Genomic DNA, 21,246 nt, shown 5'->3' with positions numbered 1-21,246 from the left:
TATATCCGTCAAGGGCTTCGGCTTTCCGCAAACCACGTACTTGCCGTACGGGGAAGTCCCCACCTAGCGGGCGGGCGTCATCATGGCCATACTTGAGTCACAAGGCAATGGTGCCTGCCCTGGCTGGGTGAGGCTGGAAAAATTAGACCGGAGGTGTCTCTGTGGCTGAACTCAGCGGCCCCTACACATACTCCAGCGCGCTGGGTGAAGACCCATGCATTGCTGGCACCTTTCATGTGGAACTGTGCGGCTGGAAGGTTGAATGGTCGGACGGCTTGTTCCAGCTGCATGGTTACGAGCGCGGCGAGGTGGTTCCCAGCCTGGAACTGCTGTACTCGCACAAGCACCCGGAGGACAGGCCGCACTGCCAGGCAATCATTGCGCAGGTTTGCAGGACCGGGGGCTACTTCTGCATGTACCACCGCATCATAGATTCCCGGGGGCGGACCCGCCGGGTGGTCACCGCTGGAGATGGAATCGTGGATGCCGCCGGAAAAGTCACTGCCATCGACGGGGTGATGGTGGATCTCACCTCCACCCTTCGGCGGGAAACCGAGGAGACGGCCCGGGAAGCGGTGGCAGGGGCAACATCCACCCGCAGCGTCATCGACCAGGCGCGGGGCATTCTGATGGGCCAGTTGCACATGAACTCCGATGACGCCTTCCAGATGCTGGTCAGCACCAGCAGCCACCGCAACGTCAAACTGGTGGTGGTGGCCGCCGAACTGGTGAAGTTGGCAAACTCTGCGGTGACGCGCCGCTACTTGAGCGACGCTGTCGCCGCGATTGCCCAGGACAGCAGGATGGTGGGAAGTGGGCGGCGCCGGGCGGGGTAGCATCCGCCTGTAGGATGGATCGAAGGTGCGCCGGGAAGTCTGGTCGGCATGATTTTGTCGAGCCAAGTTTGAGGACGCTTCATGAGCCAAACGCCCCGTTCCGGTCCCACCCGCTCCACCATCTTCGGCCGCGGCAGCTATGCCGAAGCCCTGCGGATCGGGGAGATCCTTCGCAAGGAAACGGTGGGCGGAGCCCTGCTCGTTATCGCGGCTGTGGCCGCCCTGGTATGGGCCAACTCGCCGGCGTCGGACAGTTACTTCGCCCTTCGGGACTTCAAGATTGGCTACGAGCCCTGGCATCTTGAGCTGAGCCTTGGTGCGTGGGCGGCAGACGGGCTGCTCGCCATCTTCTTTTTCCTGGTAGGGCTGGAGCTCAAGCGGGAGTTCGTGGCGGGGGACCTGCGCCAGCTCAACAAGTCCGTGGTTCCTGTGGCTGCCGCGTTCGGCGGCGTGCTGGCCCCGGCAGTCATCTACGCCCTGATCAACCTCGCCAGCCCGGATACTTTGCGCGGCTGGGCCATCCCCACTGCCACGGACATCGCCTTCGCGGTGGCAGTCCTGGCCATCATCGGTTCGCACCTGCCCAGCGCGCTGCGGATCTTCCTCCTGACGCTGGCCGTGGTGGATGACCTGATCGCCATCACCATCATCGCGTTCTTCTACTCCAGCGACCTGCACATCATGCCGCTGCTCCTGGCCCTCATTCCGCTGGCCATCTATGCATTCCTGGCGCAAAAGTACCGCCATTTCTTCGGCCGGCACACCGCGGCGGCGTGGCTGATCCTGCTGCCGCTCGGGGTGGTCACATGGGCGCTGGTTCATTCGTCGGGCATCCACGCCACGGTGGCCGGCGTCCTGTTGGGCTTCGCCATCCCCGTGATCCGTTCACAGAAGGCGGGCGGACCGGAAGCCGGACCAGGCCTGGCGGAGATTTTCGAACACCGGTTCCGGCCGATATCGGCAGGCATTGCGGTTCCCGTGTTCGCGTTCTTCTCCGCCGGCGTGGCGGTGGGCGGCTGGGAAGGGCTCGGCTCCGCCCTCACCGATCCGGTGGCCCTGGGCATCATACTTGCGCTGGTGCTCGGCAAGCCGATCGGCATCATGGGCACCACCTGGCTCCTGACGAAAACCAGCAGGGCAGAGCTGGACAAATCGTTCACGTGGATTGATGTCTTCGGGGTGGCGCTCCTGGCCGGCATCGGGTTCACAGTGTCCCTGCTGGTGGCCGAGCTGAGCTTCGGCCAAGGGAGCCCGCACGATGACCACGCCAAGGTGGGAATCCTCACCGCATCCCTGCTGGCGGCGTTGCTTGCCACGGCCGTGCTGCGGAGCAGGAACCGCCAGTACCGGGCAGCTGAAGAAGCCGAGAAACTGGATGCGGACCAGGACGGCGTCCCGGACGTGTACCAGGAGCGTCCCTGAGCAGGAGGGGAGGGCGTTAGCGCCGGACTGACCGGCGTCCGGCGACTGCTTCAGCGGTGCCCAGCAGCGAAGCCACCACCGGATGGGCCGGAACCTGGACAGGACCCTCAGCCCTGGCGCGCCGGCTGGGACGCGAAAGCGTCAGATCACTCCTGGCACTCCATGGCGTTCCCCGCCAAGCGGGACGCGTTTTCAAGCCCCGCATGACGATCAGAGATCGTTTATGCCTACCCGACGCAGCATTTCGACTTCCCGTTCAGGTGACGGTGAGTTCGGTGTACATCCCTGCCCGGTAGTGGCCCGGGAGATTACAGACCAGTTCATAACGCCCGGGTTGCAGGTCCAGGGTGACCCATCCGGCCGCGGACGGCAGGACCCCCTCGCCGCCGCCTTCGCCGCAGGTAGCGGAGGCCTCGCCCAGGCTGCCGGTCTCATCGGTCCGTCCGTCCCGGCCTACCGGGCGGGTTCCTGCGCTCTGGGTGCCGGCCAGCGGGAGGAGGAGCATTTCGTGCGGGATGGTGCCGGCGTTGGTGACCAGGAAGGTTACTTTGCCGTGGGCCACGGTGGTCCGGTCGGCGCTTAGGCGCATACTGCCGCGCATCATCTTGGGCCCGCCCATCATGGACCCTCCCCGGTCGGTGGCGGTGACGTTGACCACTGTGCCGGCGAAGCTCGGCGCCACGCAGCGGGTGGTCCCGGGATTCCCTGCACCGCCGGGAGTTGTGCCGCCGCCCAGTAGCGCGATGGCCGCCATGGACAACGCGGTCAGCAGCAGGACCGCGATGGCACCGATCAGGACCTGTCCGTTGCGGGAGAGTTTTTTCACGGCTTGCGTCGGAGAGCAGCCCGGCGTTCATTCAGCTCGGTCGCGTCAATTTCCCCGCGGGCGAAACGTTCGTTCAGGATCCGCTCCGCCTCATCGTGTGGCGACCCGGAGGGTCGTCCGTGCCACGACCCTCCGCCGCGGACCAGCAGGATCACGACGGTCACCACACCTGCCCAGAACAGCAGCATCATCAGGGCCATGGCAATCCACCCGCCGAGACCCCAGTCGCCATACCATCCGTACATCATGTCCGGACCTGCCTTTCCATCCTTGTCCCGTTGCTTACACCATGGCCAGGGTGATTTACTCTCTTGCTCCACTGAGCGAGGCGAGGGCCTTCCGAAGGCGTGTCCCGGCGTCGTCCGCCACTTCCTTGACGGCGGCGGCTTCGCTGAGCTGCACCATGGTCTGCGGATCAATGGCCTCCACGGTGGTTGAGTCCGCCGAGCTGCTGCGCCGCACCACCACGTTGCAGGGCAGCAGCGCACCCATTTCCGGTTCAGCGGCGAGGGCGCGGCTCGCCAGCGCGGGGTTGCAGGCACCCAAGATGACGTAATCCCCGACGGCGTCCGCGGCTTCGGCGCCAAGCTTGGCTTCAAACGTGGAACGGACGTTGATTTCGGTCAGGACCCCGAACCCCTGCGCGGCCAGGGCCTCGCGGGTTCGCTCCAGCGCTTCGGCCCAGGGGAGGGGGACGGTGGTGGCGAGGGTGTACGTCATGATGCTCCTCTGAAGTTGCTGACGGTGCGGTGACCAGGCGGACTATTTAGGCGAGGGAGAGGAAAAGCTTCTCCAGGTCTTTCCGGTCCATGCTTTGGTCCTTCTGCGTGATGCACTGCTCCAGCCCGGTGGCAATGATGACGAAGCCGGCACGGTCAAGGGCTTTGGACACGGCCGCCAGCTGGGTGACGACGTCCTTGCAGTCGCGGCCTTCCTCGAGCATCCGGGTGACGGCGGCAAGCTGGCCCTGTGCGCGCTTAAGGCGGTTGATCACGGGCGTGAGTTCGGTCGGGTTCAGTTCCATAAGAGGGGTCTCCATCGGTGGGGTGCTGTCCTCAACTATATACCCCCAGGGGTGTTTTGACTACCCCCAGGGGTATCTGCGATACTCGGTGGGGTATCCACCAACCCCTTCCGAGAGGCCATCAATGACTTCCCCTTCCAAGTCTTCAGCCGTTACAGCACTCGCCCCAGAAACCCTGCAGTCCTGGTTCAAAGAACACCAGGACCTCGTGGTGATTGACGTGCGTTCCGCCGCTGAATTCGAATCCCTGCACATCCGCGGCTCTTACAACGTGCCGCTTCCGCTCCTCTCCGAGCACACCGACGAGCTCGCCGCCCGCCTGGGCTCGCGCGTGGTCCTGGTCTGCCAGTCCGGCGTACGGGCCGAGCAGGCCCGCCAGCGCATGGCGACGGTTGGCCTCGACACCGCCTACGTGCTCACCGGCGGGGTTCCCGGCTTCGCTGCTGCCGGCGGCGACGTGGTCAAGGGGAAGGACCGCTGGGACCTGGAACGCCAGGTCCGCCTGGCCGCCGGCTCCCTGGTGATGCTGGGCCTGGCCGGAGGCAAGTTCGTCTCCCCGAAGGTCCGCATGCTGGCCGGCGCCATCGGCACCGGGCTGACCTTCTCGGCTGCGACCAACACCTGCGCCATGGGCAAGGCCCTCTCGGCCATGCCGTGGAACAAGGCCGCCAAAGAGCCCACCCGCGAAAGCGCCATCCTGCAGCTTCCCCTGCAGCAGGCTGACGAGGATGCCGCGGCATGATTCCCGCCCTGGGTCTGGGGCTCGTCGTCGGCATCGTCCTGGGCATAGTGGGCGGCGGCGGGTCCATCATCGCCGTTCCCGCCCTGGTGTACGGCGTGGGCATGAGCCCTGCCCAGGCGATTCCCACCTCGCTGCTGGTGGTGGGCATATCCTCGCTGGCAGCCATGCTCCCCCGGATCCGAGAGGGCCTGAACTGGCCGGTAATCGCACTGGTGGGGGCTGCCGGGATTCCGGCGGCCTGGGCCGGCGCGGCCGTTGGCCGGCTGCTGGATCCGAATCTCCTGATGCTGGCATTCGCCGTGATCATGGTGATTGCAGGCATCCGGATGCTCCAGAAGCCCCACGAAGCCGAGGGGTCCTGCAGCACTGGACCGCACCGCGCTCTCCGGTCCTGCGTCCCGAAGGCTGTGGGCATAGGCCTGCTCGTCGGGTTCCTCACCGGACTGCTCGGCGTGGGCGGCGGCTTCCTCATCACCCCCGCGCTGACCATCTTCCTGGGCCTGCGCATGAAAGAGGCCGTCGGAACATCCCTGGCGATCATCGTCATCAACTCCGCCGCCGGTTTCAGCGCCCACGCCGCCGGCTACACCATCGACTGGACCACAACCCTGGCGTTCGCGGTCCCCGCCATCCTGGGCTCCGTCGTCGCCGCCCGACTGGCCCGCCGACTGAAGGACAAGCACATCCGCATCTCGTTCGCGGTACTCATCTTCGCCGTCGCGGCATGGGTCACCGCAGGCACGGTCACCGCCTGAACCATCCATAGAGGAGAACACCATGGGACTGATCGATTCCCTCAAGAGGGCCTTCAGCAAGCCCTACAAGACAATCTCCGTAGCGCAGGCCAAGGAACTCCTGGGCTCCGGCGCCACACTGATCGACGTCAGATCGGCGCAGGAATGGCGGACCGGCCGTGCCCCGCAGGCCAAACATATTCCCCTGGACCGGCTGCAGGCCGGCACGGCAGGGATCCAGAAGGCCCGCCCGGTCATCGCGGTGTGTGCCTCCGGAGTGCGCTCCGCCTCTGCCGCCCGGCTCCTCGCCGCCAAGGGATACGACGCCTACTCGGTGCGCGGCGGCATGGCCGCCTGGCGCCAGGCCGGCGAGCCCGTCCGCTAGGCAAGCACCACCGTTACAACCAGCCGAAACCACTTCGAAGGAGAAATCCCATGGCTGAAATCACCATCACCGAAACCGAGCAGCGCCGTTCAAGCGCCAGGATCCTCGACGTCCGCGAGGACTTCGAAGTCGCCGAAGGCATGATCCCCGGCGCCCTGCACATCCCCATGGGCCAACTGCAGGCCCGCCTGGGCGAGCTGGATCCGGCCGTGCCCGTGATCGCCGTTTGCCGCAGCGGCAACCGCAGCGCCGCAGTGGCCGATGCCCTCAACGGCGCCGGCTACACCGCTGACACCATGGCCGGGGGCATGACCGCCTGGACCCGCGCCGGACTCCCCACCACCTGACCCCTGCCGCCACACCCACAACCGGAGCGACGCCCGAAAGGACACGAAGACCATGGCAACCACCGACATTTCCCAGCAAACCTTCGCCGAGACCCTGGAAAGCAATGAGATTGTCTTCGTTGACTTCTGGGCGGCATGGTGCGGCCCCTGCCGCATGTTCGCCCCCACCTACGGCGCCGCCGCGGAACGCCACCCGGACATCACCTTCGCCAAGGTGGACACCGAAGCCGAACAGGCCCTGGCCGCCGCCGCGAACATTACCTCCATCCCCACGCTGATGGCCTTCAAGGACAAGACCCTCGTCTTCTCCCAGCCCGGAGCGCTCAACGCCGCCGGCCTCGAGGAGGTCATCCAGGCCGTGAAGAACCTGGACATGAACAAACTCCGCGCCGAGGCCGGCCACCAGCACGCCTGACCCAGCGCCTTCCAAACAGTCGCATACCTGTCATTGCCCGATACCCCCCGGGGTATATATAGTTGATGTCAGAAGCAAGAAAACTGCCCCACACCCCTTTCAACTGAAGGAGAACACCAGATGCTTATCGAGCGCATTTACGACGAAGACCTCGCCCAGGCCAGCTACGTCATCGGCTGCCAGGCCAAGGGCGAAGCGATCGTGGTGGACGGCCGCCGCGACATCGCCGTCTACCAGGATCTTGCCGCAAAGAATGGCATGAAGATCGTTGCGGTGGCCGAGACCCACATCCACGCCGACTACCTCTCCGGGACCCGCGAACTTGCCGCCGCCACCGGCGCCAAAATCTACGTCTCCGGTGAGGGCGGGCCGGACTGGCAGTACGGGTTCGACGGCGAGCGGCTGTACGACGGCGACACCATCACCCTGGGCAACATCAGCATCAAGGCGGTCCACACCCCCGGGCACACTCCCGAGCACCTGTCCTTCCTGGTCACCGACGGCGCGTTCAGCGACAAGCCCGGCTACCTGCTCTCCGGAGACTTTGTGTTCTCCGGCGACTTGGGCCGCCCCGATCTCCTGGACGAGGCCGCCGGCGGCGTGGACACCCGCTTCGTGGGCGCCAAGCAGCTCTTCGCCAGCCTGCGGGACAAGTTCCTTACCCTCCCGGACTATGTCCAGGTCCACCCAGCGCACGGCGCAGGCAGCGCGTGCGGCAAGGCCCTCGGCGCCATCCCGTCCTCCACCGTGGGCTACGAGCGCCTCTACGCCTGGTGGGGCCCCTACCTGGCAGCCAACGACGAGCAGGGCTTCATCGACGAACTCCTTGATGGCCAGCCCGACGCCCACGCCTACTTCGGCCGCATGAAGCGGGAAAACCGTGAAGGCCCGGCCGTCATGGGTGAACGCGCCCCGCTGCCCGAGCTGTCAACCGGGATCGTTGCCGCCGGACTGGAGCAGGACACGCTGACGTTCATCGACACCCGTTCCAACAGTGAAGTCCACGAGGGCACGGTGGTCCGGTCCCTGAACGTTCCGGCCGGGAAGTCTGTGGCCAGCTACGGCGCCTGGGTGGTCAACCCGGAGACAGACAAGAACCCCCTGGTGCTCCTGGCCGAGGACCAGGAACAGGCCCAGGACATGTGGGACCACCTGGTCCGCGTGGGCATCGACAACGTAGCCGGCTACCTGACCGGCATCGACGGGCTGCCAACCTTCACACCCAAGCTGATCCAGCCGGAGGAACTCGAGGGTTTCGATGCAGCCATGGTTCTGGATGTCCGCAACAAGAGCGAACACAAGGCCGGGCATGTCCCGGGCTCGTACCAGCTCAGCGGCGGCCGCTTGATGTGGCACCTGGATGAACTCCCGGCGGACGGCACCATCGTGACCTACTGCCAGTCCGGGGTGCGGAACTCCGTAGCCGCCAGCGCGCTGCGCCGTGCCGGGTACAACGTCGTCGAACTCGATGGCAGCTACGCCGCTTGGAATGCCTGGCAGCAGGCCCGCGAATCCGTGTCAACCAACTAAACAAAAAACAGCAGCATGTAGCTCGAAATGATGGCAAAGGCGGCGGCACGCGAATCCCTGCCGCCGCCTGAGCTTTGCCCCGGCCTTCCCGTAACGACACCTGGAGCACCTCCGTGAAATCCGGCAGCACCTCTTTCCCGCAGCATCCAGGGGCAAAGGATTCCATCTCGCTGGGCCTGCGGCAGAACCTGGCGCAGTTCATGCTTCTCGTGGCCGTTAACGCCCTCGTGGGCGGGACCTTGGGCCAGGAACGTACCGTCCTGCCGTTGCTGGCCGCGCAGGTCTTCCACCTCGACTTGTATACGTCGGCCCTGACCTACATCCTCGCCTTCGGCCTGGCTAAAGCTGCCACCAATTACTTCGCCGGAACCCTTTCGGACCGTTACGGCCGCAAACCGGTTCTCGTCGTCGGCTGGCTCATCGCCCTCCCCGTGCCCCTCCTGCTGATCTTCGGGCCTTCCTGGGGCTGGATCGTGGCAGCCAATGTGGTGCTCGGCATCAGCCAGGGCCTGACCTGGTCCACCACTGTCATGATGAAGATGGACCTCGTCGGCCCCGAACGCCGCGGCCTGGCGATGGGGCTGAATGAAGCAGCCGGCTACCTCGGGGTCGCAGGCGCCGCACTGGCCACCGGCTACATCGCCGCCACCTACGGGCTCCGTCCCGGGCCGTTCCTGCTCGGCGCTGCCTTCGTCGCCGTCGGCCTCGGCATGTCCGTGCTGACCATCCGCGAAACACACCAACACGCCAAGGCCGAAGCCGACGCCCACGTCCCCGTCCATGCCGGCAGCCACGCCGGACTGAGCAACCGTGCCGTCTTCACCCTGACCAGCTTCCGGGACAAGTCCCTGTCCTCCGTCAGCCAGGCCGGGATGGTGAACAACCTTAACGACGGCCTCGCTTGGGGCCTTTTCCCTGTTCTGTTCGCCGCAGCCGGGCTCAGCATCGAGCGCATCGGCATCCTTGCCGCCGTCTACCCGGCCGTCTGGGGCGCCGGGCAGCTGGTCACCGGCGCGCTCTCGGACCGGATTGGGCGTAAACCCCTGATTGCCGGCGGTATGCTCGTCCAGGCCCTGGCGCTGGGCCTGGTCGGGCTTGGAAATGACTTCGGCACCTGGCTTGCCGCCGTCATCCTGCTCGGTGCCGGCACCGCCATGGTTTACCCAACGCTGCTGGCAGCGATCGGCGACGTCGCCCACCCCGGGTGGCGGGCACGCTCGGTCGGAATCTACCGGCTATGGCGCGACGGCGGGTTCGCCGTCGGCGCCCTCGTCTCCGGACTCATCGCCGACGGTTACGGCATCCCGGCAACCGTCGGAATCGTTGCCGCCCTGACTGCGCTCTCCGGCATCATCGTGGTCTTCCGCATGCGCCCCAGTGACCACATAACCCGTAGCCCGGCAGGCTGATCAGGGCGGCGGGTGCAATTGGCCGCCCGGCGACACGGCCGGAATCATCGGCGGACGGATCTACCACGTCATCACCGACCCGGAACTCTATTTCCTCCCGGGCCGGAACCCCTGGAACGCTTTTGCCATCTGGGACGGCGGGCTGAGTATTTGGGGCGCCCTTGACCTGTGCCGGGGCCTGGATCGGCTGCCGCAGCGCCGGTGCGTCCTTTGTCGCGTTCCTGGACGCCGTCGCCCCAGGCGTCCTCTTCGCCCAAGCGCTGGGACGCTGGGGCAACTGGTTCAATAACGAACTCTACGGCGATCCCAGCACCCTGCCATGGAAGCTCCAGATCCACCAGCTGAGAGCGCCCGGCCGTTGAATTCGCCGTGCGGGGAGCTTGTGGCAGGTGCCGTAAGTCCCGGCCGAGCCGGTCCGATTTGCATACAACGAGGCGTCTCCGCTGCGCAGGGCTTCCATAGCGGCTATCTCCGTCGCCGTCCTCATCGGAGCACTCGGTGCGCTCGTAGCCAGACGGATGCTCAGCACAGCCACACACCCGCTTCCCGCCTGCAGCGGACAGGGACTTCGAACCGGGAGTAGGCTGAAGCCACTCTCCGGCCAGGGACGCTGCCAGGTACCCCTTGCCAGGCAGGACCACCGGGGCGCCGATCACCGGAGACCAGACATGACAAGCGGAGAAACTGACCATGTCCGCGCCCAATCCCCGGACAGTGCGCTGGAAAAAATTGACCGCGAACGGCTCGAACGGCTCCGGCAGCTGGCCGCCGCTGTCCCGCAGGAGATCGGTGCGCACCTGCGCGCCCTGGATAAGGAATGGGACATCGAACGCGTGCTCGAAGCCAACGCCTCCGCCCTGACCATCCTCGCCGTGTCCCTTGCCGCCGTGAAATCCCGGAAATGGCTGATCCTTGCCGGAATCGTCCCGGGCTTCCTGCTCCAGCACGCCCTTCAGGGATGGTGCCCGCCGATCGAGATATTCCGCCGCATGGGCGTGCGGACCCGCAAGGAAATCGACATTGAACGCACCGCGCTCAAAGCCTTGCGCGGGGACTTCGTCCCCGTCCCCGACACCACCAACAGCGCCGGGGCCGCCGAATGGGCCCTGACAACCGCCCGCTCCCGCTAAAACCCGCTGCTGCCGGGTCCCATGGGTGCCGTGCGGGATGAAGCCGGGCAGATGCGGCAGGAGCCCGTAGGTTATGTTGCGGTGGAACCGCTCAATCTTCCCGCGGCCCTGAGGCACGCCGGGGAGGGAATGGATGAGGCGGATGAGGGTGTCGAGGCAGACCCGTTCAAGGTGGGTGCTTGTGGAATCGGCGCCGTGATCGCTGTAGAGGACATCGGGCAGGCCCATGGCAGGCCACGCCCGATGGTTCTTGCACTGCGCGGCCTGATGAACGGCTAAGCATGTCTGGAGCACGGTCGGCGCACCGGTGAAGCAAGACCAGTGCGGCCCGGCACGACGCCGATCCATCTGGCCCTACGAGACGCAATGCCAGTGTGTGCCCGGAATGAGTGCCGCAGTGGTCCCAGACACGCCGGACGTCACGGAGCTGTCGGCCATATTTTCCCTGGCAAGATTCTATGCACCGCCGTGCCGGCGGCACCCGGCCCTTTACTCCTCGAGGAGGGCCTGGATGCTTTCGCGGGCCGCCTCCGAACCCTTGCCACTGACCGCGCCCACCACCGTTGCCGCCATCTCGCGGAGCCTGGCCTTCCTCGCACCGGAAGAGCGGGTGAGCTCATAAACGGCCTCGTCGTGGGTACAGCGGTTCTGTGCCATGATCACGCCCACCGCCATATCCACCGTCGCCCGGGACTTCATGGCAGCGGCCAAATCATTACTGGTATCCCGCAGGTTTCCCAGTTTCAGCGCCAGCCGCAGTGATCTTGCCGCATTGGCCACAAAGTTCCGGGCGGTGTCAATGTCCAGAGGAGAGAGGCTGCCTGGCTTTTCGGCGTAGAGGTTGACCACGGCTTCGGCCTCGCCGGCAAGTTCCAGCGGGATGGCAAGGATTAGTCCGATGCCCTGCTCAGTGGCCACGCCAACATACTCTGGCCACCGCACTTCCCGGCTGACGTCCTGGACGAGGACGATTTCGTGCCGCCGGAGGGCGGTGAGGCAAGGACCGTCGTCGAACGCGTTCTGGATTTCATCCAAGGAGCGGGCGCGATTATCGCTGCTGGCCACCACGCTGGGTTTCCGGTGCCTTAGCGCCGTCACGCCGCAGTGTAGCTGCTTCGACGTCGTGGACAGGGTGGACGCAGCGAGGACGGCGAGTTCCTCGAGGAACGCGGTGACGTCCACGCTGTTGAGCAACAGCTCCTGCAGTTCGCGCTCTCCGGCGGAGACCCACGGCTCTCCGCCGTCCTCCCAATCACCGTTGGACTTTCCCTCGCTCAACCGGCCTCCTTCACCAAAACCTTCTTCCGGTTCAGAGGTTACTGTTTCCGGCCGCCGCGGGAAAGCAGCTCAGGCCGTGGCCAGCGGCTTCACCGGCGCCTCCACGTGCCGGATCTCCAGCGCCTCGGGATCCAGCAACTTGCGCGCGCCGGTCCTGGCGTCCAGGATCCAGAACAGTTCCAGAGCCGGAACGACGTCGGTGACCCGCCCCCGGTGGAAAAGCTTGCCGTTGTGCCACGCCTCGATCTGGTCGCCGATGCGAAGCTCGGCGGTACGTGCTCCTTGTGCCTCCATAATGCTGTGCCTCCTGCATGTTGTATCCCCGTATGCAAAGCTTGCCCCGCCGAGGTTGCTGAAATGTTTCAACCGAGTGTTTTTTCTGTGACCAGTAACGGGATCACGACGGCGGGCGGCGGCATAGCTGCGGCCGGCGACGCGCAGAAGCACCACCGACCCGCTAATTACCTGGCGCGCGGGGTATACGGGCGCGCCAGGGAATTTGAGCGTCGAATTTGCGGCAGGGTGTCGAAAGTATGCGGAATTCAGGAAGCCGCCTCGCGCCGGGCTGCTGCTACCGCCTCCTCGATGCCGCCGCTCCACGGCTCGCCGTGGCCGGGCAGGACCAGGGAAGCCCGCGTCTGCGCCAGTTGGGTGAGGGTGTCCAGGTTCTGGCGGCTGTCCATGGTGGCGGCTCCGGCTACGATGCGCGGACCGGTCCGGCCTGAATACGGGTCCAGCGTCACGAGTGCATCCCCGCTGAACAGCACATCCCGGTCCCGCAGGTAAAGCCCGCAGTGCCCCGCCGTGTGGCCGGGCGAGAACACCACCTCGGGCGACCCCGGCACCGGCAGCGTGCCGGACCCAGCAGGGAACAGCGTCAATTCGTCAACACCCTTCACCCGCAGCGCACCCGCCCTGGTCATGCGGGCCAGGACGGGCAGGCCCTTCGGGTGGGAGAGCGAGAAGACAAAACGTGACTTCTCGTGCTGGTACCGGTACGGGTGGCGGGCGATGAAGGAGTCGCCGCCATGGACCCAGACCGGCACCTTGAACTCCGAATGCAGCCGGTGCGCCAGGCCCAGGTGGTCGAAGTGCGCGTGGGTGAGGACCACGGCCTTGATGTCGCCGATCGCGTGCCCCAGCCCCCGAACGGAGTCCTCCAAAGGTTTCCACATGGCCGGCAGCCCGGAGTCCACCAGGGTCAGCCCGTCGGCGCTTTCCACCAGGTAGAAGTTGACGAAAGCCTCGGAGACGCGGTGAACGCCCTCGGCCACAGCGGTGAACGAAGCCCGGCCGGCGGCAGCCTGTGTCATTGCCGCGCTCCTGAAACCCGCCGCGCTCCTGAAACCCGCCGCACCGCCCTGACGGCAACAGCGGCACCCAGCCCGGCCAGCACCCACGGCCCGCCCACCAGGAAGGGATCGATCCACTGGTGGTTGACATCGGCCCGCTTTTGCCCGAACCGGGAGCGGACACCGTGGCGGGAGAACTCGCTGAGCACACCGGTCTCGGTGACGGGGTTGTCCGGCTGCAACGTGGCCAGCGAACGCAGGTGGTGTTCCCACGCGTCCACCCGGTCAGCGGCAATCAGCAGCAGCCAGTGCGCGGCCCGGCCCTCGCTGAACCTGGCGTAGGCGTACTTCCGGATGGCCCCCGATACCCCGGCGGGCGGCGTTGATGTGCCGAAAACGGGGGTCAGGAAAGCGTGCTCGATGGACCGCTCCCGGGGCCATTCCTCGGGCTGGCGCTCGGGGAAGTCCCAGTGCGCGCCGGTCTGGATGCCGGGCTGTTCCCGCGGGAACGAGGGGCGGTCAGCCGGGTCCAGGTCCACGCCCCAGCCTGGAATCCGGGCACGCAACTGCTCCGCGGACTCCCTGGGCTCAGGCTTGCCGGCAATGTACGGCGCGGGTGTTACAGCCATGGTGATCTCTTCCCTTCAGTGCGAAGTGCCTGGGCCGGTTTAGGCCGGGGTGGATACGATGAGTGGCTTGATGCAGTCATCAAGCTTCGCGGAGAACATGTGGTATCCCTCCGCGATGTGCTCCAGCGGGATGCGGTGGGTGACGATGTCGCTGGGCTTCAGGTACCCGTTCCGGATGTGTTCGAACAACCGCGGCCACTGCCGTTTGACCGGGCACTGGTTCATCCGCAGCGTCAGGCCCTTGTTCAGCGCGTCGCCGAACTTCACTGCACTGAAGAGCGGCCCGTACGCGCCCACCACCGACACGGTCCCGCCCTTGCGCACCGCGTCGATGGCCCAGTTCAGGGCAACGGGCGAGCCGCCCTGCAGCTTCAGCTTCGTGGCGGTCACGTGCTGGAGGAAGTTGCCGTCCGCCTCCGCGCCCACCGCGTCAATCACCACGTCGGCGCCGAGGTAGTCGGTGGCCTTCTTCAGGTGCACCACAATGTCGTCGTACTCCACGAAGTTGTACGTCTCGGCGTGCGCGAAGCTCCGGGCCTTCTCGAGCCGGTACTCCAGGTGGTCGATCACAACCACCCGGCCGGCGCCCATCAGCCAGGCGGACTTGGCCGCGAAAAGCCCCACGGGTCCGGCGCCGAACACCACCACCGTGTCGCCCTGGCTGATGTCTCCCAGCTGGGCGCCGAAGTAGCCGGTAGGGAGCGCATCGGTGAGCAGGACCGCGTCCTCTTCGTCCATCCAGTCCGGAATTTTGGCGGGCCCCACATCAGCGAAAGGGACGCGCACAAACTCGGCCTGGCCGCCGTCGTATCCTCCGCAGGTGTGGGAGTAGCCGTAGATGCCGCCCACCGCCGTCGCGTTCGGGTTGACGTTGTGGCAGTTGGAGTAGAGGCCGCGGGAGCAGAAGTAGCAGGAGCCGCAGTATACGTTGAAGGGGACCATCACGCGGTCTCCGACGGCCAGGTTCTGCACCGAGGGGCCAACCTCGTGCACCACCCCCACGAACTCGTGCCCGAACGTCATCCCCACCCGGGTGTCCGGCATCATGCCGTGGTAGAGGTGCAGGTCGGAGCCGCAGATAGCCCCCGTGGTCACCCGCACAATCGCGTCGTTGGGGTGTTCGATCCTGGGAATGTCTTTTTCCTCGACCCGGACTTTGTAGGGGCCGCGGTAAACCATTGCTCTCATGAGTGCCGCCTCAGAGGTTGTGGCCGGCAGTGCGGTTCCGTCCCATCCAGGAACATACCCCCGCTGCTTGAGGCGCACCGTCTGCCCTACGTTTCCACCTGGTGCCGGAGTTGGTCAAGGCTTCTGTCAAGGGTCCCCACAGAGGGGGTTCAGTGTGCTTAGGGCGGCCGACGGCGGGTAGGGGACAAGGTGAAAGGCGCGCCGGAAGAGGGGGTACGGACGAGTGTCACGGGAAGGCCACATCACGCCGACGGCGCCCGCCAAGGCCCCGAGTAGGGCGCAGGCCTTTCTGTTCGGCATGGGGATCGGCGGGTTTGTGGATGGCATCCTCCTGCACCAGCTGCTGCAGTGGCACCACATGCTCAGCCACACCGGGGGCGGCAACACCAAAACAGTGGCCGGCCTGGAACTGAACACCCTGGCGGACGGCCTGTTCCACAGCGCAATGTGGGTCCTGGTAGTTGCCGCGGCCATCCTCACAGTCCGCGCCCGCCGGCAGGGGCGGCTGTCCTCGCGCTGGCGGTTCCACACCGGGCTGGTGCTGTGCGGCTGGGGCGTTTTCAACATCATGGAGGGCCTGGTCAACCGCCAGCTGCTGCAGATCCACCACGTGCGGGACGACCTGGGCGGGCCGCTGGCCTGGGACCTGGGCTTCCTGGCCGTCAGTGTTGTCCTGGCCGTGGCCGGATGGCTTGTGTTTCGAGGTAGTCCAACGTCTGGCCATATCGCCTCCGCTCGGTCAAAATACTAAGCATGCTGATTAAATCGGCAGCCGGAAGCAGACCGGCGACATCCCACATGTGAACTCGAGAGGACATACTCATGGTTTTCTTTCACAAGCAGGAACTTCAATACAAAGCCACCCCGGATAAGCCCGATGCCGTCTACGCCCGCAAGCTCCAGGAAGTGCTGGGCGGGCAGTACGGCGAAATTACTGTCGCCATGCAGTACTCCTTCCAGGCCTGGAACGCGCACATTCCGGGGAAGTACCGGGACATGCTGTTCGGAATCGGCGCCGAGGAATTCGGCCACGTGGAGATGCTGGCCACGATGATCGCCCAGCTGCTGGAAAAGGCACCGCTGGGCATCACCAACGACGCCGTCCAGTCCGATCCCACCGTGGCTGCCGTAGTCGGCGGCATGGATGTGCAGTCCGCCATCGTGGCCGGCGCCGGGGTCCGCCCTGTGGACAGCAACGGCAACCCGTGGCAGGGCAGCTACGTCACCGCCAGCGGCAACCTGCTCGCCGACTTCTGGGCCAATGCCAACGCGGAAATGCAGGGCCGGCTTCAGGTGGCCCGGCTGTACCACATGACTGACGATCACGGCATCCGCGATATGTTGTCCTTCCTGCTTGCCAGGGACACCATGCACCAGAACCAGTGGGTTGCTGCCGCCCGCGAGCTGCAGGAAGAAGGCAACGAGAACTTCCCGGTCCCGAGCAACTTCCCCATCAACAAGGAGATGCGGGACGTCGCGTACCAGTACCGGAACTTCTCCGACGGCCAGGCCGCCGCTGAAGGCACCTGGGCCAAGGGCCCTACCCCGGACGGCCTCGGCGAATTCAGCTACGTGGCAGAGCCCCCGGCTGGTGTTCCCATGCCGCCGCCCACGCACCCCGATTCCCGCTTCTACGGCACCACCGAGCTGCCCAACACAGTGGAAAAGGCCGCGGGAACAGTCCAGGACAAGCTCAACAAGGAGTAGCTGAAGACGCGCAAATCCTCCTGCTGCACACAAATGGACTGGCGACACCGAAATACGGGTGTCGCCAGTCCATTTGCTTGTCCGGGAACCGGTTGCGCGTCCTCAGCTACAGGCAGGTGCCCAACCTAGGTGTCGGGGTTCAGGTCCCTGACGTTGCGCTCCCCGATGTCGGCGGCGCCCAGAATATCGGCAGCCGGATTGTCGGCGGCCACGTTGTCCCGCACGCTCAGCTCGGGGTGGTGCAGGTCAAGGGCAGGACGCTCGGAACGGATCCGCGGCAGCGACGTGAAGTTGTGCCGCGGGGGAGGGCAGGACGTGGCCCACTCCAGCGAGGCGCCGAAGCCCCACGGATCGTCCACGGTGACCTTGTTGCCCCTGCGCCAGGTGATGTAGACGTTCCAGAAGAACGGGATCAGGGACGCCCCCAGCAGGTAGGAACTGATGGTGGAGAACTGGTTCATGAAGGTGAACTCGTCCTCGGGCATGTAGTCCGCGTACCGGCGGGGCATTCCTTCAACACCCAGCCAGTGCTGGATGAGGAAGGTGCCGTGGAAGCCAAGGAACAGCATCCAGAAGTGGATCTTGCCCAGGCGCTCGTTCAGCATGGTCCCGGTGAACTTGGGCCACCAGAAGTAGAAGCCGGCGAACATGGCGAACACCACCGTTCCGAACACCACGTAGTGGAAGTGTGCCACCACGAAGTACGTGTCCGAGACGTGGAAGTCCAGCGGCGGCGAGGCCAGGATGATGCCGGTGAGGCCGCCGAAGAGGAAGGTGATCAGGAAGCCGAGGCTCCACAGCATGGGTGTCTCAAAGGTGAGTGAGCCGCCCCACAAGGTGCCGATCCAGTTGAAGAACTTCACGCCGGTGGGCACCGCGATGAGCATGGTCATGAACGCGAAGAACGGCAGCAGCACGGCCCCCGTGACGTACATGTGGTGGGCCCATACCGTCACGGAGAGGGCAGCAATGGCAATCGTGGCGTACACCAGGCCCTTGTAGCCGAAGATCGGCTTGCGGCTGAAGACCGGGAAAATCTCCGAAACGATGCCGAAGAACGGCAGCGCAATGATGTACACCTCCGGGTGGCCGAAGAACCAGAACAGGTGCTGCCACAGGATGGCACCGCCATTGGCCGGGTCATAGATGTGCGCGCCGAACTTCCTGTCCGCACCCAGGGCGAACAGGGCGGCGGCCAGCGGCGGGAAGGCCATGAGCACCAGGATCGAGGTGACCAGGGCGTTCCAGGTGAAGATCGGCATCCGCCACATGGTGAGGCCCGGGGCGCGCATGCAGATGATGGTGGTGATGAAGTTGACGGCGCCGAGGATGGTTCCGAAGCCGGACAGCGCGAGGCCGAACACCCACAGGTCCCCGCCGAGCCCCGGCGTGAAGGTGGTGTTGGACAGCGGCGCGTAGGCGAACCAGCCGAAGGAGGCGGCACCCTGCGGGGTGATGAAGCCGGAGGTTGCAATGATGGAGCCGAAGAGGAAGAACCAGAACGCCAGGGCGTTCAGGCGCGGGAACGCGACGTCTGGCGCACCGATCTGAAGCGGCATGATGACGTTGGTGAAGCCTGCGAAGAGCGGGGTGGCGAACATCAGCAGCATCGCGGTGCCGTGCATCGTGAAGAGCTGGTTGTACTGCTCCTTGGTCTGCAGGATCTGCAGGCCGGGTTCGAACAGCTCGGCGCGGATCAGCAGTGCCATGACGCCTGCCAGGCAGAAGAACACAAATGAGGCGAGCAGGTACATGTACCCGATGGTTTTGTGGTCAGTGGAGGTGATCCAGCTGACAACCATGCTGCCTTTCGGACGTTTAACCACCGAAGGTGCGGCGGTGGCCGACGTTGAGCCCATGTTCCGGCCGGTGGTGGTCATTACGGTTCCGTCCTTTGCTGTGCCTGCTCCAGGGCTGGTCGTGCCGGATTCCGGTCGAATTCATCGCCGCGGATGCCGGTGTTGCCCTTGGCCCGGAGATCCGCGATGTGGCTGTTGTATTCCTGCTCGGGGACTACTCGGACCTTGAAAAGCATCTCGGAATGGTATTCGCCGCAGAGTTCGGCGCATTTGCCGGTGAACTCACCGGTGCGGTTGGGAATGATGTTGATATACCTGTTGTACTGGTTCTCGCCGGGGTACAAGTCCCGTTTCTGGAGGAACTCCACCACCCAGAAGGAGTGCTGGACATCGCGGGAGTTCAGCTGCAGCTCCACCTTCTTGCCCACCGGCAGGTACAGGGTGGGCAGCCGGTCCGGCGTGCCCCAGTTGCCGTCCAGGTGGGCCTGCACGCCCGGGTCCTCATGGGCGTCTTCCTTGACGTAGTTGAAGTCCCAGGCCCATTGCTTGCCGCGGACATCGATCACAACATCCGGGTCCTCGAAACGGTCGTCCATTGCCCGCTGGTCCCGGTCGGTGAAGACGAACAGGACCCCCACAATCATGAGCGGTACGGCCAGGTAGAAGACTTCCAGCGGGAGGTTGTAGCTCATCTGCCGGGGGAAGCCGACCGTATCTTTCCTGCGGCGGTAGGCGATGACGCACCAGAGAATGAGGCCCCAGGTGATGACACCAATAATCACTGCGGCAATCCACGAGTTCACCCACAGGTCTGTGACCAAGGGGGTGTGATCGGTGGTGTCACGTTCGCCGGGAAGCCAGCCGCGCTGGACTTCGGCTGAACATGAGGTCAGAGCCATCACTGCCGGGATAGAGGATAGGGCGGCCCGGCGCCGCCATCTGGAAGTGTTTCGTCTAGTGGTGTTCACTGCGCGGTTCTCCTCCGGAATGCCCCAGAGGCCCAGCTGCATGAGCCCAATATCCCATGGCGCATGGCCAGTGGATGTGCCCACAGTAGCGCGGAAAGGAGCCGCAAGGAAAGGGTTTCGGACCAGTGCCGCAGTTTCCCTGGAGAACGCCCGAACCGGTGCTTGTGCTGCAGCTTTGCGGAGCCGCTCGGACCGGGACATGGCCGGGGCTAGGCCGTGCCAGCCGCCGCATAGACGCGAACCCAATCCACCCGCATCTCGCCAGCGCCGTTAGCAGTGCTGTCTGGGAACCAGTCCAGTTGTAGCGTCTGGTGCATCGAGCCGGGAGGCTGGTGCGCAGAGTTGTTGTCCTCAAACCACTTCACGCCATCGACGTAGCCGACGATCCCATTCGGAGACCAGTCAACCGCGTAGTTGTGGAACTGGGTAACGTCCAGAGTCTTGGATGCCGACGTCTGCGAGTTCGAACATCCATAGTGGTGGAAGAACTGGATGAGGTTCCAGTCGCCGGTCGTCTCCGCGTAGTCGACTTCGCCGTCACACGGCCAATTCTCACTATCCGGCCACAGGATGGATACCATATGGTATTCGTTGTCGCCGGACCCGGCCGCGCGGACCTCCCACCTCCCGTACTTCTGCCGTGCAAACTTCGCGCCCATGCCAGCGGTGGTGCCATCCGGAGTTCCGGTCATGACCATTTTGGAACCGTCCACGGCAACCTGCTGTGGACTCCGGATACCGTTGCCCGCGTGGCCGGCGCTGTTGTAGACATCCCACTTCGCGGCATCCGGCGCACCTGTGTAATTGAACTCGTCGCCAGTCACAGGCGTGCCCCAACCAAGGGCTACCGCCGCCTCGGCAGGTGCTACCGCATCAGGCGCGGTGGTTACGACCAGCCTGGGGCGCAGGGCGGGATCCGGAGATTCCTTGGACTTGAACCCGATCCACTTCTGCGCGTTACTTTCCAGCTTGAAGTTCTGCTCGCCACCGTTTGAGCTAACCCCCTTAGTAACATCCCATTCGACCCAAGAGCCGTTAGCGAACCCGCCTTTCTTCCCCAGCCACGTCTGGCGTGCTGGTGCGTTATTCCAGGTAACTCCGCTCTCGGTCCAGGCGCCAGACGTAGTAAAAACATCCACGAACTCAGTGGAAGTAGTGGATGCCTCCGAATATGCCCGCAGTTTAGCCGAAACAACATGTTCGCCAGCGGGAACTTGAACTTTGAACCGGAGGAGTGTGTTCCGCCAGATGTTCGTGCGGCCCTCTGTGGACAAACGCACGCTGGCCCCAAAGTTGGTAGTCGGCTTGTTCGCCTGTACGTATGTGTCCATGGTCAGCGAGACCGACGCTGCGGCACTTGCCGTTGTCGGAGTAATGATTGCTGACCCAACCAGAATGGATGATGCAACCGCTGCGCATTTACGCCAGAACATCAGTCCGCCCTCTATCAAGCGTAAAGATATTATTGGACCCGTTGTCCCATGCGATTGCTACATCGCCGCCATGAGGAACAATCGGAAAGTTTCTGCCGGTCCAGCCAGGTCTCCGGGGTGGCAACGGCTGAATGGCTGATCCTCTGACAGCC

General features: G+C 64.9%; 25 protein-coding genes and 1 pseudogene. 14 read left to right on the top strand and 12 right to left on the bottom strand.

The features are described from left to right. The first annotated feature begins 161 nt into the window (after positions 1 to 161). A complete protein-coding gene (locus tag FBY31_RS09295) occupies positions 162 to 836 on the top strand; it encodes a PAS and ANTAR domain-containing protein (RefSeq protein ID WP_142039685.1) in 675 nt (224 codons plus the stop codon). Between the two features lie 81 nt (positions 837 to 917). Then, complete coding sequence (nhaA, locus tag FBY31_RS09290) at positions 918 to 2,258, top strand: Na+/H+ antiporter NhaA (protein ID WP_142039682.1); 1,341 nt, start codon at positions 918 to 920, stop codon at positions 2,256 to 2,258. Between the two features lie 256 nt (positions 2,259 to 2,514). Here nhaA and FBY31_RS09285 read toward each other — a convergent pair whose 3' ends face one another. From FBY31_RS09285 to FBY31_RS09270, 4 genes are read right to left on the bottom strand one after another with little or no spacing between them, the layout of a single operon-like run. Next, on the bottom strand, positions 2,515 to 3,084 hold the full coding sequence (locus FBY31_RS09285) for a sulfocyanin-like copper-binding protein (RefSeq protein WP_142039680.1): 570 nt from the start codon (positions 3,082 to 3,084) through the stop codon (positions 2,515 to 2,517). Further along, entirely contained in the window at positions 3,081 to 3,332 is a 252-nt protein-coding gene (locus tag FBY31_RS09280; protein WP_142039677.1) for an SHOCT domain-containing protein, read from the bottom strand. The genes FBY31_RS09285 and FBY31_RS09280 overlap by 4 nt, the downstream gene beginning before the upstream one ends. Positions 3,333 to 3,387: 55 nt before the next feature. Further along, positions 3,388 to 3,804: a DUF302 domain-containing protein gene (locus tag FBY31_RS09275; protein WP_142039674.1), complete on the bottom strand. Its 417-nt coding sequence runs from the start codon at positions 3,802 to 3,804 to the stop codon at positions 3,388 to 3,390. Positions 3,805 to 3,850: 46 nt separating this feature from the next. Beyond that, on the bottom strand, positions 3,851 to 4,108 hold the full coding sequence (locus FBY31_RS09270) for a metal-sensitive transcriptional regulator (protein ID WP_142039671.1): 258 nt from the start codon (positions 4,106 to 4,108) through the stop codon (positions 3,851 to 3,853). 124 nt (positions 4,109 to 4,232) lie between these two features. Between FBY31_RS09270 and FBY31_RS09265 the strand changes: the two genes are divergently transcribed. From FBY31_RS09265 to FBY31_RS23320, 10 genes and pseudogenes are all read left to right on the top strand, one after another. After that, positions 4,233 to 4,850, top strand: a complete 618-nt coding sequence (locus FBY31_RS09265; RefSeq protein WP_142039668.1) for a rhodanese-like domain-containing protein — start codon at positions 4,233 to 4,235, stop codon at positions 4,848 to 4,850. Beyond that, positions 4,847 to 5,605: a sulfite exporter TauE/SafE family protein gene (locus FBY31_RS09260; RefSeq protein ID WP_142039665.1), complete on the top strand. Its 759-nt coding sequence runs from the start codon at positions 4,847 to 4,849 to the stop codon at positions 5,603 to 5,605. The genes FBY31_RS09265 and FBY31_RS09260 overlap by 4 nt, the downstream gene beginning before the upstream one ends. A 22-nt stretch (positions 5,606 to 5,627) precedes the next feature. Beyond that, complete coding sequence (locus tag FBY31_RS09255) at positions 5,628 to 5,969, top strand: rhodanese-like domain-containing protein (protein ID WP_142039662.1); 342 nt, start codon at positions 5,628 to 5,630, stop codon at positions 5,967 to 5,969. A 50-nt stretch (positions 5,970 to 6,019) separates the two neighbouring features. Further along, the gene (locus FBY31_RS09250) at positions 6,020 to 6,316 is read left to right on the top strand and encodes a rhodanese-like domain-containing protein (RefSeq protein WP_142039659.1); all 297 of its coding nucleotides are present in this window, start codon (positions 6,020 to 6,022) and stop codon (positions 6,314 to 6,316) included. A 52-nt stretch (positions 6,317 to 6,368) separates the two neighbouring features. Continuing rightward, positions 6,369 to 6,731, top strand: coding sequence for a thioredoxin (trxA, locus tag FBY31_RS09245; protein WP_142039657.1), 363 nt, complete (start codon positions 6,369 to 6,371; stop codon positions 6,729 to 6,731). A 120-nt stretch (positions 6,732 to 6,851) separates the two neighbouring features. Beyond that, entirely contained in the window at positions 6,852 to 8,261 is a 1,410-nt protein-coding gene (locus FBY31_RS09240; protein WP_142039654.1) for an MBL fold metallo-hydrolase, read from the top strand. Positions 8,262 to 8,461: 200 nt separating this feature from the next. Continuing rightward, entirely contained in the window at positions 8,462 to 9,670 is a 1,209-nt protein-coding gene (locus FBY31_RS09235) for an MFS transporter (RefSeq protein ID WP_142045213.1), read from the top strand. A gap of 40 nt (positions 9,671 to 9,710) precedes the next feature. After that, positions 9,711 to 10,014 (top strand): annotated as a pseudogene (locus tag FBY31_RS09230) (prolipoprotein diacylglyceryl transferase family protein); the annotation flags it as partial. Positions 10,015 to 10,338: 324 nt separating this feature from the next. After that, on the top strand, positions 10,339 to 10,800 hold the full coding sequence (locus FBY31_RS09225; RefSeq protein ID WP_142039651.1) for a DUF2892 domain-containing protein: 462 nt from the start codon (positions 10,339 to 10,341) through the stop codon (positions 10,798 to 10,800). A gap of 30 nt (positions 10,801 to 10,830) precedes the next feature. Beyond that, entirely contained in the window at positions 10,831 to 11,079 is a 249-nt protein-coding gene (locus FBY31_RS23320; RefSeq protein ID WP_235012993.1) for a hypothetical protein, read from the top strand. A 210-nt stretch (positions 11,080 to 11,289) separates the two neighbouring features. Here FBY31_RS23320 and FBY31_RS09215 read toward each other — a convergent pair whose 3' ends face one another. The 5 genes from FBY31_RS09215 to FBY31_RS09195 form a co-directional block, all read right to left on the bottom strand. Then, the gene (locus FBY31_RS09215) at positions 11,290 to 12,078 is read right to left on the bottom strand and encodes a GAF and ANTAR domain-containing protein (protein ID WP_235012992.1); all 789 of its coding nucleotides are present in this window, start codon (positions 12,076 to 12,078) and stop codon (positions 11,290 to 11,292) included. Between the two features lie 69 nt (positions 12,079 to 12,147). Further along, positions 12,148 to 12,372, bottom strand: a complete 225-nt coding sequence (locus FBY31_RS09210; protein WP_142039648.1) for a hypothetical protein — start codon at positions 12,370 to 12,372, stop codon at positions 12,148 to 12,150. Positions 12,373 to 12,620: 248 nt separating this feature from the next. Continuing rightward, entirely contained in the window at positions 12,621 to 13,391 is a 771-nt protein-coding gene (locus FBY31_RS09205; protein ID WP_142039645.1) for an MBL fold metallo-hydrolase, read from the bottom strand. Continuing rightward, positions 13,388 to 13,999 carry a hypothetical protein gene (locus FBY31_RS09200; RefSeq protein ID WP_142039643.1) on the bottom strand — a complete coding sequence of 204 codons (612 nt, stop codon included), beginning with the start codon at positions 13,997 to 13,999 and terminating at the stop codon, positions 13,388 to 13,390. The genes FBY31_RS09205 and FBY31_RS09200 overlap by 4 nt, the downstream gene beginning before the upstream one ends. Positions 14,000 to 14,038: 39 nt before the next feature. After that, on the bottom strand, positions 14,039 to 15,187 hold the full coding sequence (locus FBY31_RS09195) for a zinc-dependent alcohol dehydrogenase (RefSeq protein WP_142039640.1): 1,149 nt from the start codon (positions 15,185 to 15,187) through the stop codon (positions 14,039 to 14,041). Positions 15,188 to 15,410: 223 nt separating this feature from the next. Between FBY31_RS09195 and FBY31_RS09190 the strand changes: the two genes are divergently transcribed. Both FBY31_RS09190 and FBY31_RS09185 read left to right on the top strand, forming a co-directional pair. Next, positions 15,411 to 15,938, top strand: coding sequence for a DUF2243 domain-containing protein (locus FBY31_RS09190; RefSeq protein ID WP_235012991.1), 528 nt, complete (start codon positions 15,411 to 15,413; stop codon positions 15,936 to 15,938). 71 nt (positions 15,939 to 16,009) lie between these two features. Beyond that, entirely contained in the window at positions 16,010 to 16,894 is an 885-nt protein-coding gene (locus FBY31_RS09185) for a manganese catalase family protein (protein ID WP_142039638.1), read from the top strand. 125 nt (positions 16,895 to 17,019) lie between these two features. On the opposite strand, the gene ctaD is transcribed toward FBY31_RS09185, so the two are convergent. The 3 genes from ctaD to FBY31_RS09170 all read right to left on the bottom strand — a co-directional run bounded on the left by ctaD (position 17,020) and on the right by FBY31_RS09170 (position 21,094). After that, positions 17,020 to 18,753, bottom strand: coding sequence for an aa3-type cytochrome oxidase subunit I (ctaD, locus tag FBY31_RS09180; RefSeq protein WP_142045207.1), 1,734 nt, complete (start codon positions 18,751 to 18,753; stop codon positions 17,020 to 17,022). A gap of 20 nt (positions 18,754 to 18,773) precedes the next feature. Continuing rightward, positions 18,774 to 19,661: an aa3-type cytochrome oxidase subunit II gene (ctaC, locus tag FBY31_RS09175; RefSeq protein WP_442858211.1), complete on the bottom strand. Its 888-nt coding sequence runs from the start codon at positions 19,659 to 19,661 to the stop codon at positions 18,774 to 18,776. Between the two features lie 209 nt (positions 19,662 to 19,870). After that, complete coding sequence (locus FBY31_RS09170; RefSeq protein ID WP_142039633.1) at positions 19,871 to 21,094, bottom strand: DNRLRE domain-containing protein; 1,224 nt, start codon at positions 21,092 to 21,094, stop codon at positions 19,871 to 19,873. Between the last annotated feature and the right edge of the window lie 152 nt (positions 21,095 to 21,246).

The sequence above is a fragment of the Arthrobacter sp. SLBN-100 genome, assembly GCF_006715305.1.
Lineage (GTDB): Bacteria > Actinomycetota > Actinomycetes > Actinomycetales > Micrococcaceae > Arthrobacter.
The sequence above is the reverse complement of the archived record's forward strand: the minus strand, read 5'-3'. Positions and strand labels throughout refer to the sequence as shown.

Excerpts from the sequence above, each read along its gene's own strand:
- nhaA (WP_142039682.1), top strand. The coding sequence starts at position 918 with ATGAGCCAAACGCCCCGTTCCGGTCCCACCCGCTCCACCATCTTCGGC.
- FBY31_RS09280 (WP_142039677.1), bottom strand. The coding sequence starts at position 3,332 with ATGATGTACGGATGGTATGGCGACTGGGGTCTCGGCGGGTGGATTGCC.
- FBY31_RS09275 (WP_142039674.1), bottom strand. The coding sequence starts at position 3,804 with ATGACGTACACCCTCGCCACCACCGTCCCCCTCCCCTGGGCCGAAGCG.
- FBY31_RS09270 (WP_142039671.1), bottom strand. The coding sequence starts at position 4,108 with ATGGAACTGAACCCGACCGAACTCACGCCCGTGATCAACCGCCTTAAG.
- FBY31_RS09265 (WP_142039668.1), top strand. The coding sequence starts at position 4,233 with ATGACTTCCCCTTCCAAGTCTTCAGCCGTTACAGCACTCGCCCCAGAA.
- FBY31_RS09260 (WP_142039665.1), top strand. The coding sequence starts at position 4,847 with ATGATTCCCGCCCTGGGTCTGGGGCTCGTCGTCGGCATCGTCCTGGGC.
- FBY31_RS09255 (WP_142039662.1), top strand. The coding sequence starts at position 5,628 with ATGGGACTGATCGATTCCCTCAAGAGGGCCTTCAGCAAGCCCTACAAG.
- FBY31_RS09250 (WP_142039659.1), top strand. The coding sequence starts at position 6,020 with ATGGCTGAAATCACCATCACCGAAACCGAGCAGCGCCGTTCAAGCGCC.
- trxA (WP_142039657.1), top strand. The coding sequence starts at position 6,369 with ATGGCAACCACCGACATTTCCCAGCAAACCTTCGCCGAGACCCTGGAA.
- FBY31_RS09240 (WP_142039654.1), top strand. The coding sequence starts at position 6,852 with ATGCTTATCGAGCGCATTTACGACGAAGACCTCGCCCAGGCCAGCTAC.
- FBY31_RS09235 (WP_142045213.1), top strand. The coding sequence starts at position 8,462 with ATGCTTCTCGTGGCCGTTAACGCCCTCGTGGGCGGGACCTTGGGCCAG.
- FBY31_RS09225 (WP_142039651.1), top strand. The coding sequence starts at position 10,339 with ATGACAAGCGGAGAAACTGACCATGTCCGCGCCCAATCCCCGGACAGT.
- FBY31_RS09210 (WP_142039648.1), bottom strand. The coding sequence starts at position 12,372 with ATGGAGGCACAAGGAGCACGTACCGCCGAGCTTCGCATCGGCGACCAG.
- FBY31_RS09205 (WP_142039645.1), bottom strand. The coding sequence starts at position 13,391 with ATGACACAGGCTGCCGCCGGCCGGGCTTCGTTCACCGCTGTGGCCGAG.
- FBY31_RS09200 (WP_142039643.1), bottom strand. The coding sequence starts at position 13,999 with ATGGCTGTAACACCCGCGCCGTACATTGCCGGCAAGCCTGAGCCCAGG.
- FBY31_RS09195 (WP_142039640.1), bottom strand. The coding sequence starts at position 15,187 with ATGAGAGCAATGGTTTACCGCGGCCCCTACAAAGTCCGGGTCGAGGAA.
- FBY31_RS09185 (WP_142039638.1), top strand. The coding sequence starts at position 16,010 with ATGGTTTTCTTTCACAAGCAGGAACTTCAATACAAAGCCACCCCGGAT.
- ctaD (WP_142045207.1), bottom strand. The coding sequence starts at position 18,753 with ATGGGCTCAACGTCGGCCACCGCCGCACCTTCGGTGGTTAAACGTCCG.
- FBY31_RS09170 (WP_142039633.1), bottom strand. The coding sequence starts at position 21,094 with ATGTTCTGGCGTAAATGCGCAGCGGTTGCATCATCCATTCTGGTTGGG.